8 protein-coding genes and 2 pseudogenes are annotated in these 8,912 nt (G+C 63.9%); 6 read left to right on the plus strand and 4 right to left on the minus strand.

Annotated features, from left to right (window positions below; genetic code table 11):
- The 4 genes and pseudogenes from E3T23_RS13620 to E3T23_RS13635 all read left to right on the plus strand — a co-directional run.
- Window positions 1-253, plus strand: a 253-nt coding sequence (locus E3T23_RS13620; protein WP_134370910.1) for an FtsX-like permease family protein, incomplete at its 5' end; no start/stop codon positions are given.
- A gap of 136 nt (window positions 254-389) precedes the next feature.
- A complete protein-coding gene (locus E3T23_RS13625) occupies window positions 390-1,544 on the plus strand; it encodes a DUF6544 family protein (protein ID WP_166806302.1) in 1,155 nt (384 codons plus the stop codon).
- 252 nt (window positions 1,545-1,796) lie between these two features.
- A complete protein-coding gene (locus E3T23_RS13630) occupies window positions 1,797-3,155 on the plus strand; it encodes a wax ester/triacylglycerol synthase domain-containing protein (protein ID WP_166806303.1) in 1,359 nt (452 codons plus the stop codon).
- Between the two features lie 517 nt (window positions 3,156-3,672).
- Window positions 3,673-3,765 (plus strand): annotated as a pseudogene (locus tag E3T23_RS13635) (IS982 family transposase); the annotation flags it as partial.
- Window positions 3,766-3,776: 11 nt separating this feature from the next.
- On the opposite strand, the gene E3T23_RS13640 reads toward E3T23_RS13635, so the two are convergent.
- The 3 genes and pseudogenes from E3T23_RS13640 to E3T23_RS13655 all read right to left on the minus strand — a co-directional run bounded on the left by E3T23_RS13640 (window position 3,777) and on the right by E3T23_RS13655 (window position 6,692).
- A protein-coding gene (locus E3T23_RS13640) for an IS5 family transposase (protein ID WP_134371024.1) occupies window positions 3,777-4,674 on the minus strand; the annotation gives its coding sequence in 2 pieces (ribosomal slippage) (window positions 3,777-4,322 and window positions 4,324-4,674; 897 coding nt in all).
- A 94-nt stretch (window positions 4,675-4,768) separates the two neighbouring features.
- Window positions 4,769-5,830 (minus strand): annotated as a pseudogene (locus E3T23_RS13645) (IS110 family RNA-guided transposase); the annotation flags it as partial.
- Between the two features lie 376 nt (window positions 5,831-6,206).
- On the minus strand, window positions 6,207-6,692 hold the full coding sequence (locus tag E3T23_RS13655; protein ID WP_134371027.1) for a GNAT family N-acetyltransferase: 486 nt from the start codon (window positions 6,690-6,692) through the stop codon (window positions 6,207-6,209).
- A gap of 134 nt (window positions 6,693-6,826) precedes the next feature.
- Here E3T23_RS13655 and E3T23_RS13660 point away from each other — a divergent pair, with 134 nt between their 5' ends.
- Together E3T23_RS13660 and E3T23_RS16050 are read left to right on the plus strand one after the other, a co-directional pair.
- Window positions 6,827-7,255 carry a bleomycin resistance protein gene (locus tag E3T23_RS13660; RefSeq protein ID WP_198416224.1) on the plus strand — a complete coding sequence of 143 codons (429 nt, stop codon included), beginning with the start codon at window positions 6,827-6,829 and terminating at the stop codon, window positions 7,253-7,255.
- A 217-nt stretch (window positions 7,256-7,472) separates the two neighbouring features.
- Window positions 7,473-7,676, plus strand: coding sequence for an AbiV family abortive infection protein (locus E3T23_RS16050; RefSeq protein WP_420898330.1), 204 nt, complete (start codon window positions 7,473-7,475; stop codon window positions 7,674-7,676).
- A 387-nt stretch (window positions 7,677-8,063) separates the two neighbouring features.
- On the opposite strand, the gene E3T23_RS13670 is transcribed toward E3T23_RS16050, so the two are convergent.
- Window positions 8,064-8,882 carry an ABC transporter permease subunit gene (locus E3T23_RS13670; protein ID WP_255570763.1) on the minus strand — a complete coding sequence of 273 codons (819 nt, stop codon included), beginning with the start codon at window positions 8,880-8,882 and terminating at the stop codon, window positions 8,064-8,066.
- Window positions 8,883-8,912 lie beyond the last annotated feature (30 nt).

Here is an 8,912-nt window from a genome sequence, read left to right on the forward strand (position 1 = left end):
GGCCGGGATCATCACCATCGAGAGCGTCTTGACGGCCCTGTTCGGCACCGTCGTCGGCGTTGTTCTTGGCGTTGCCATTGCATCAGTGATGCCGACCGTATTCAACGGGGTCGGCCTGACCACACTGGCCATCCCCTGGGCGCAGCTCGCCGGCATGCTCGCCTTAGCTGTCGTCGTCGGCGTGCTGGCCGCACTATGGCCAGCATCCCGTGCCGCCCGACTACCCGTGCTCGACGCCGTCGCATCCGACTGAGTCACCACCACCAGCCCAACCCAACCCACCCCAACCCCACGAAAACGAAGGCACACACCATGTCAGCCACCCGCATAAACCGCGTCGAAAACTCATTCCCCCGCCAAATTCGGGACGCGACCCGATGAGAACCTTCATGCGGTGGTTCGTCGTTGTCGTGCTCGTCGGGCACGGTCTCATCCACCTGCTCGGCGCAGCCAAAGGGTTCAACTGGGCGGAGGTGGAGGCTCTCACCCAGCCGATCAACCCGGCGCTCGGCCTGGTCTGGCTGACCGCCGCGATCGTAGTCGTAGCGACCGGGGTGCTGCTCGCAGCCCGCAATCGCATGTGGTGGGTCGCCGGCACTATCGGCGTCCTGATCTCGCAGGCCGCAATCCTCACCTCATGGAGCGACGCCAAAACAGGCACGCTGGCAAACCTCCTGCTGCTGGCCGCCCTGGGATACACCTTCGTGTCCCACGGCCCCACGAGTTACCGCGCCGAGTACCAGCGTCTCGTCCAGGCCGCGCTCAGCGAAGCCCAACCGCGCTCCGGCCTGGCCCTGACCGAAGCTGACTTGGCCCACCTGCCAGAGCTGGTCGCCGAGCACGTTCGGCGCTCCGGGGCCGTCGGTCAACCCCGGGTGACTTCCCTGCGTGCCAAAATTCACGGCCGGATACGTGCCAGCGCCACGTCGCGATGGATGACTTACACCGGCGAGCAGGTCAACACCTACGGGCCCGCGCCCAGCCGGTTGTTCTGGATGGACGCCACGATGTTCAGCCTGCCGGTCGACGTCCTCCACGTCCTCGTCGGGCCCACCGCCACCATGCGCGTCAAGCTGTGCTCGATGCTGCCGATGGCAAATGCTGCAGGGCCGGAGATGGACCGGGCCGAAACCGTGACACTGTTCAACGACCTCTGCATCCTCGCCCCCGTGGCACTCATTGACGCCCCCATCGTCTGGCAGCCCCTCGACGACAGCCATGTCCGCGGGGTATTTACCAACGGTGCGCAGACCGTGACCGCCGACCTGACCTTCCGCGACGGCGACCTCGTCGACTTCATCTCCGACGACCGGATGAGCACCAGTCAGGACGGCTCCACCTTCACCCCTCAACCCTGGTCGACACCCGTGAGCGACTATCGAACTTTCGGCACCCGGCGACTCGCCACCCGCGGCGAGGGCCGTTGGCATCCCACTGCCCCGCACAACCAGTTCGTGTACTTCGAATACAACCTCGATACCATCACCTACAACCCCGACGCCACAGCGGCCGGCGCGCCAACCCGAGTTCGAAGGTCGGTCTAGTACACTAAACGGGTCTCGTTGCGCACCGTGTTCGCTCGCCCCCGTAGGTAGCTGGAGCCTCCGGGAATCCTCAGGCCGCATATCCGGTGGCATCAGTGATGGGACATCCGTCACCAAGTCCACGCACCGAGAGAACGGGCTCATGTCGGGGTTCGCCACACCGCCGGTGGTCGAGATTGTCCGTGTTTTTGCCAGGCTCAATCACAGGCGCGACATACCCGATTGCCGTGGGTATAGTTTGGAGATATGGGGGTGTCGTCTTCGATCGACCGGGTGAGTACCGACGATCTGATGTCGCTGGCAACCGAGCACGGAGCTTCACCGCTGCAGGTGGGTGCCGTGCTGATGATCGACACGGTTGACGTGCTCGGTTCGGGGACTGGTCTCGATGTCGAGCGGGCTGTCGACCTTCTCGCCCAGCGTCTTCCGGGCGTGCCGCGGCTACGGCAGAGGCTCGTGCCGGCGCCGTTCGGCTGTGGGCGGCCGATCTGGGTAGACGATGCCGATTTCGACGTGACCGAGCATGTGAGCGTCATCCCCTGCCCGTCCCCCGGGGACGAGCAGGCGGTACTTGATCTAGCCGCAGTGCTGCTGGTCAATCCGCTGCCGCGCACCCGTGCGCTCTGGGCAGCCACACTTGTCACCGGAGTAGCGCGGCACCAAGCTGCGTTGATCGTCGTCTTTCACCACGTGCTCGCCGACGGCGTGGCTGGCCTGGCTGTGCTGGGCGGGCTCGTAGACCAGTCGGACGCTACCGGGAAGCCCAGGGCCGTGGGCTCGAAGACGCGTGAATCCGATTTTCCGCGGCCGCAAGCGTCCATTCGCCAGCTCGCCATCGACGCCTGGACCCGCCGGCTAGGTTCGCTGCGAGGTTTCCCCGTTTTGCTGCGCCGCCTCCAGGACGCGGCCCGGGAATTGCGGTCGGTGCGGTGGACGCGCCTGAGGTCAACGTCGCTCAACCGGCCGACCGGCCCGCGACGAAGCCTCGCTTCGGTGACGGTGGCGTTGGACGGGATCCGCAACGCCGGTCACGCCCAGAAGGCCACGGTCAACGACGTCGTGCTTACCGCGATCGGTGGCGCCCTGCACCGGCTCCTCGCGTTGCGCGGCGAGGCTGTCGACCGGTTCATCGTCTCGGTGCCGTTCTCCGAGCGGCGCGCCGCGACGCACGGAGACTTGGGCAATCGCAGCGGGGTGATCCCAATCCGGGTGCCTGGAGTCGGCGCCGCGGCGAGTCGATTGCGATTCGTAGCAGAGGGGACACGGAAGGCCAAACGGTCGTCACCCGGTGCGACGACCGCTCTGCTCGGCCCGTTCTTCCGGGTGCTCGCCCAGCTGGGACTATTCCAATGGTTCGTCGACCGGCAGCGTCTAATTCACACCTTTGTAAGCAATCTGCGCGGGCCAGAACAGCGACTCTCAATCTTTGGCTGCCCGGTCACCGCGATTGTCCCGCTGAGCACCTCGACGGGAAACGTGACCGTCTCATTCACAGTGCTCTCATACGCAGGCGATCTCACGATCACTCTCATCGCCGACCCCGATGCTTGCCCCGACTTAGCCACGCTGCAGGATCTGCTCGCCGAGGAGCTAGCAGAGCTCGCCAGGTGAGCCTGTCGCCCTCGTCGATCAAAGTGAGACGGTGACTGCACCCTGCCGGGCGAGCGCTCCTACGCCGAACTCTCCTGTCACTGGCCAAGGCCCTGCACGAAGGTTTTACTGAGGCAATTTGGGAAAGTCGCGTCGGGGCCGCTGCCGGGTAACATTCCGACGAGACCGCCCAGGATGCGCCGGTCGATCGCGACGAGTCGCCGCGATGAATTCCTCGGCCGGCATCCAACCCTAGAAGTCGGGCACGTCGGGCAGAAACTACTGCGGGCGCGGGCTGTGCCATCCACTAATAGCGTTGTTCCCGACGATCTGCACGACGCCAATGGTTGGCCGTGCGAGTCCGGTCAGTATCTAATGGAATTCAATCCTCGCAGAACCCTCAGCGGATACGGAGCGAGGGAGAGCTCCATCGACCGAGTCTCTGTTGCGCGCGGTTAGCCTCCGCGCAACAATGCCCCTCGAACGGCTTATCCGATTAGTTCCAGGCCGGGTCTCGGAAATCGCGGATACCCGCTTCGCCGGCCGGCTATTCGCCCTCGCAGCCGGAATCTGGCACAACTGGCTACTCGGAACCCCCAACAAACGATCCCTCATCGCCTACGACCATTAGGACTCACTCATCTAGGGCGTGTCTCCTAATTCGTGTAACCACACCACGATGGCGCTCAAAACAGCTTCGCCTCGGTAGGTTAGGGCGAGTTTGTCGTATCGGGTGGCGAGTCCACGCCACTGCTTGAGGGTGTTGAACGAACGCTCAATGACGTTGCGGCGCTTGTAAGCCTCTTTGTCGAGGCCAACCGGGCGTCCACCGTTTCGTCCGCGGCGTTTCCGGTTGCCGACCTGGTCAGAGCGTTCCGGAATGACGACCTGAATGTTTCGTTTTCGCAGCATGGCCCGGTGAGCTTTAGCCGAGTAGGCCTTGTCTGCTAGCACCCGGTCGGGTCGAGTGCGAGCCCGGCCGGGTCCGATCCGGTCGACGCTGAGCGAGGCCATGACCTCGGGGAACAGGGGCGAGTCACCGCCCTGCCCGGTGCCCAAGAGCACCACGAGCGGGCGCATGTTCCCGTCGCAGAGCTGGTGAATCTTGGTGGTTAAACCACCGCGTGACCGGTCAATGGCGTGCTCAGGAGGCTCTTCCAGAAGATTCGTGTAATTCGACAAGGCCCCCCGTGGTGCGCGGAAGGTTCGTCGCGTGTTGATGCGCCCGATTCACCGTCGAGTCCACCGACACCTCCCAATCGATCTTGCCCACCGCATCAGCCTCGGACAGCAACCGGGCCAGAATGCTGTTCCAGGTCCCATCGCCGCTGAACCGTCGATGACGCTTCCACACCGTCTGCCACGGGCCGAAAGTCTCGGGCAGATCCCGCCACGGAATCCCCGCCCGATACCGATAGATGATGCCCTCCATCACCCGCCGGTGGTCCTGGAACGGGCGGCCAGGACGACCAGACGACGACGGCATCATCGGCTCGATCCGAGCCCACTCACTCTCAGACAACACGGCAGTACGAGACATGCTTCAATCCTGCCCAAAACCCTCACCAGGCTTTGGGAGACACACCCTAGCCGCCTAAACTCACGCTGGCCTCATTCACCTTGACAAATTCCGGGCGGACGAGGGCGATGAGGGCTTGGTTGTGGCGTTTGCCTTGGGCGATTTTGCGGTCGTAGTAGGCGTGTGAGAGCGGGTCGCGGAGCGCGGCGAAGGCGGAAAGGAATAGCGCCCGTTTGAGAATCTTGTTCCCGCGCCGGGACGGATTTTCGCCGTGGATGGAGCTGCCGGAGCGCCTGGTCACGGGCGCGAGGCCGGCTTAGGCGGCGAGTGGCCGCCGGAGGCGAAGTCTTTGCCGGAGACTTCGGTGAGGAGTCTGGCGGCGGTCCTGATCCCGACTCGGGGCATGCTGATCAGGACGGGGTGAAGAGGGTGAGCCACCACGAGCCGTTCGACTTCGACCGCGATCTCCTCGCGCTGACGACGCAAAGCCGCGAGCTGTTCGGCGAGCTTAGGCAGCACGAAGCTGGTCGCGTTTGTGCCGGTGACCACGACGATCTGCTCGGCCAGCGCCTGCGTGATTTCGTCCGCGAGGCGTCGGCCCATGCGCGGTGCCAGCTTCACCAGCCGGTTGCCGAGGCGGGCCGTGCCGGCGGCCTTCATCGCCGCTGGCGTTGGGTAGCACTGCAGCAGGTCCAGCACCGCCGGGTGGTCTAGGTGCGGGCCCAGAACCCGCTCCAACGCCGGGTGGATCTGCGTGAGCAGCCCGCGGATGCGGTTGCTCGTGGCGGTGATCTGGCCGACCACATTGTCGTCGAAGCCGCAGAGCTCCGCGACCTGCTCATCGGCCAGCTGCAGCGACCGCAGGGGCGTGCGGGAGGCTCCGGGCTGTTTAGGCGATGATCGCAGCATCGCGGGCGTCGGTCTTGGCTTCGCCGGCGTGCAGGTCCGCGATGCGCTGCATCGCCAGGCCCGGCAGGTAGCCCACGAGCACGTCTTCGGCCTGGGCGACGGCGATCGGCAGGGCGCGGATGGTCGCGGGCTGATCGACGACGAACAAGACCTGGCCGTGTCGTTTTAGCTGCCCGGTCAGGTCGCGTAGCTTGGCTTCGTCGTTGGGCAGGGCCTGGTCGACATCCACGCCGATGATGACGTCGACGCTGTCGTAGTTCTCGATCATGAATCCTCCGTCTCAGGTTCCACAAGTCGGCCTGAACCGCGGCATCAAGTCTCGGCATCCACGTTAAGAACGGCCTGGGACGAGTCCCGGTCCAGCCCCTATCAGCGATCACCTGATGCCAGTCAGGCCCGGTGACAACACCCCCCCCCCGGATCATGGGCGACTGGGGGCAAGGACCATGCCGGGCCTGACAGGCCAACACCCTCACATAACTACACGATCCAGGCGGATATCAAAGCCGCAGCGACCGCACCAGAATTCGATGCTCCGATCAAGATCACTAACGAGTAGCTCAGGGACAAGCGTGGGTTCGAGAACGTCTATCATCTAAACTTTGTGGCACAAGTTCTCGCGTCGTTACTCCCTCGAGGATCGACTATCGGGCGACAATGTCGAGGGTCTTGGCATACCAGCGGTCGGAATATGGCTCGTCGTTGAACGCCTCGACTGGCTTGAACCCAAGGCGCTCGTAGAGGGCGCACGCTTCTCTTAACTCGGCCCGAGTGTCCAATCGGAGAGTGGTTATTCCCCGATCCCGGCAGGCTTGTTCCACAGTCTGAAGCAACTGTGAACCCGCACCCTCGCCTCGGTGGCTCGGCAAGGTGAATACTTTCGTCAGCTCGGCGACGTCGTGGACACAGCGCGCGCCGGCGCACGCTATTGCCTGCCCTTTCACAATGGCGACGAATAAGGCCCCAGTATCGCCCTGCAGATCGTCGTAGGGCTCGTCCCGCAGAGCCGTTTCCACCTCGTCTAGCGTCGCCGTTCGCCCGTACCATCGCGACGCAACATCGGTCAGGTAGGCCCTAACGATCGACTCAGCCATGGCCGAGCCTGGGCGCGTGGTTTCGATCGTGAACATGACAGGTAAGCCTAGCGGTCCGCGGCCATGGGTAAGCCGGTTCGGTCCGCTACAAAACTGCCAGAATCCTCCAACGAGTGCCTCCAGCTTGGAGACTCGGAACCCTTTGTGCGTGCGTGTGCCACCATGGGGTGGTGACTACTCCTTTCGAACCGACGCTGGTGCCGGAGTTGGTGGTGAGTAACCTGGCTAAAAGCATGGCCTTCTGGTGCGGACTCTGCGGATTCGAGATTCGCTACGACCGGCCCGAGGATGGATTCGCGTATATCGCGCTCGGCGGCTCGCATGTGATGCTCGAACAAGAAGTCGCTGGCGAAAATTGGATTGCTGGTTCGTTAGAGTCCCCGTACGGCCGAGGGATCAACTTCCAGATCGAGGTCCCGGATATTGATGTGGTCCTCTCATCGCTGACCGCGGCCGGCATCACACTTTTTAGGGAGCCTAGGACCACGTCCTACCGCGTTGGTGCCGGTGACGTAGACGTTCGCGAGTTTATAACGTTCGATCCGGACGGCTATTTGCTGAGATTCCAAAGTCTCGCCAAACATCAAACGGCTCAGTAGCTTCCTTGGTATTTTGTGGGCCCATCCGTTCGCGCTTTCGCATTACCACCACCTTCGATGGGCCAAATTTCGCTTCCCAGGTTCCAAGCGAATCGGGCGAGGCGCGCTCATAGAGGGTTGCACCGAACGGGTGCCGATTTGCACATCAAGCGTTCGTAGCATCTGGGCGGTGCGGCGCAACCTCACAAATCTCCGCTACTACGTACAGACTGTGATTATGCCTGTGAGTACACTTCCCGATCTCACCCCTGAACAAGTGGTTCGACTGCAAGACGCGCACCTGGAGAACGCAAACACTCTGCTTACTACCGCCTTGACCATCCTCGACGAAGGCTATGTCGCTCTCGCTCGGTCGCTCGCGATCCTTGGGTTGGCGGAATCGGGCAAGGCCCAGTCGGGGTTATCGGTTCTTCTCATCTAGGGACCGCACCGGCTCTCGGGCTGCTCGCTGGTTGTGCCGCTGGGGGCATTCTTACTCTCCCTCGGGAGGCTCGTCGCGGCCGGCGCATTCCGTACGCCTCTTGCTTGCTTGGAACATGGATGACGAAGAACGTGTCGGGGGCGTCATCGGGGATCGTCGGCGCGGCATCTGGAAGCCTTCGACGGCTCGGTGACCCGGCCCGCCGAGACCCGCTTGCTCTGATTTCGGCAGACTCAATCACCGGTGGCCCCGCCCGTCGAGACTCCGCCGCGGCGCGGGAGGTCACGATCAGGGTGACTGTGCCAAAGAGGGCGAGTCGGGCACGAATGACGTAAATCACCGGCACAACAAGGACGAGGGAGCTGATCTGGTTGCGGCCCGGGCCGGTCAGACCCCGATGTCTCGGCGACGGAACACCACCGTCGTGAGCAGGAGCACGGCGAGCGACCCACCATAGAACGCCAGCAGTGCGCCGCTGCCTCCCCCGTTCTGCAGCGGGTTGTTGCCATAGGCCCAGTAGTAGGGGGAGAAGGCGTGCAGCCATTCGAGGTCAGCACTCTGATTGCCGACCGCGTTGAAGACGTAGCCGACGGCGGCAACCAGAGCGCCGGCGCCGACACCCCAGACCCGTCGGCCGGTCATGGCGCCGGCCAGCATGGCCACGCTCGCGCAGAGCAGTGCGAAGCCGCCGAAGAGCAGGCTGGTCTGCAGGAGATAGCCCGCGTTCAGTCCCAGACCGTACGGCTCGTTCAGCAGGAGGATTAGCAGGAAGGCCTCGGCCGAGAGAGCCAGGATCCGCACCGAAAGTGCGGCGAAGCGTTGCACCACAACCTCGAGTCGGGTCACGCCGTGCGCGAGGGTGAGTTCCAGATGGCCGGACTCCTCGTCGCCGCCCAGTGCCGCAGCGCCCCAGCTGACTCCGGCGATGCTGATCAGCAGAAAGCCAATCAGCCCGAAGACGGTCGACTGGGTGTAGCCGGCGCCCGAGGTGATCTGGTCATAGTTGAGGGCTCGAAGGAGCTGCGTGGGCATGGTGTCGAGCAGCTTCTGCATCTCGGGCCCCGCCATGCTCGGGTAGGTGGGCAAATAGAGGAAGATCGGGGCGGCGAGCCCGATCGCCCAGCCAATGAGCGACCTCCAGCCATCGGTGAGGATCTTGCCGAAGATCGGCAGCGGTGCCCGGCGCACGGCCGGTTCCCGGCGCACGGCCGGGGCGGGGGCCGGGGCGGGGGCGGG

The sequence above is a fragment of the Cryobacterium cheniae genome, from assembly GCF_004403395.1.
Lineage (GTDB): Bacteria > Actinomycetota > Actinomycetes > Actinomycetales > Microbacteriaceae > Cryobacterium > Cryobacterium cheniae.

Coding starts and splice junctions, on each gene's coding strand:
- E3T23_RS13625 (WP_166806302.1), top strand. CDS start 390: ATGCGGTGGTTCGTCGTTGTCGTGCTCGTCGGGCACGGTCTCATCCAC.
- E3T23_RS13655 (WP_134371027.1), bottom strand. CDS start 6,692: ATGTTCACGATCGAAACCACGCGCCCAGGCTCGGCCATGGCTGAGTCG.
- E3T23_RS16050 (WP_420898330.1), top strand. CDS start 7,473: ATGCCTGTGAGTACACTTCCCGATCTCACCCCTGAACAAGTGGTTCGA.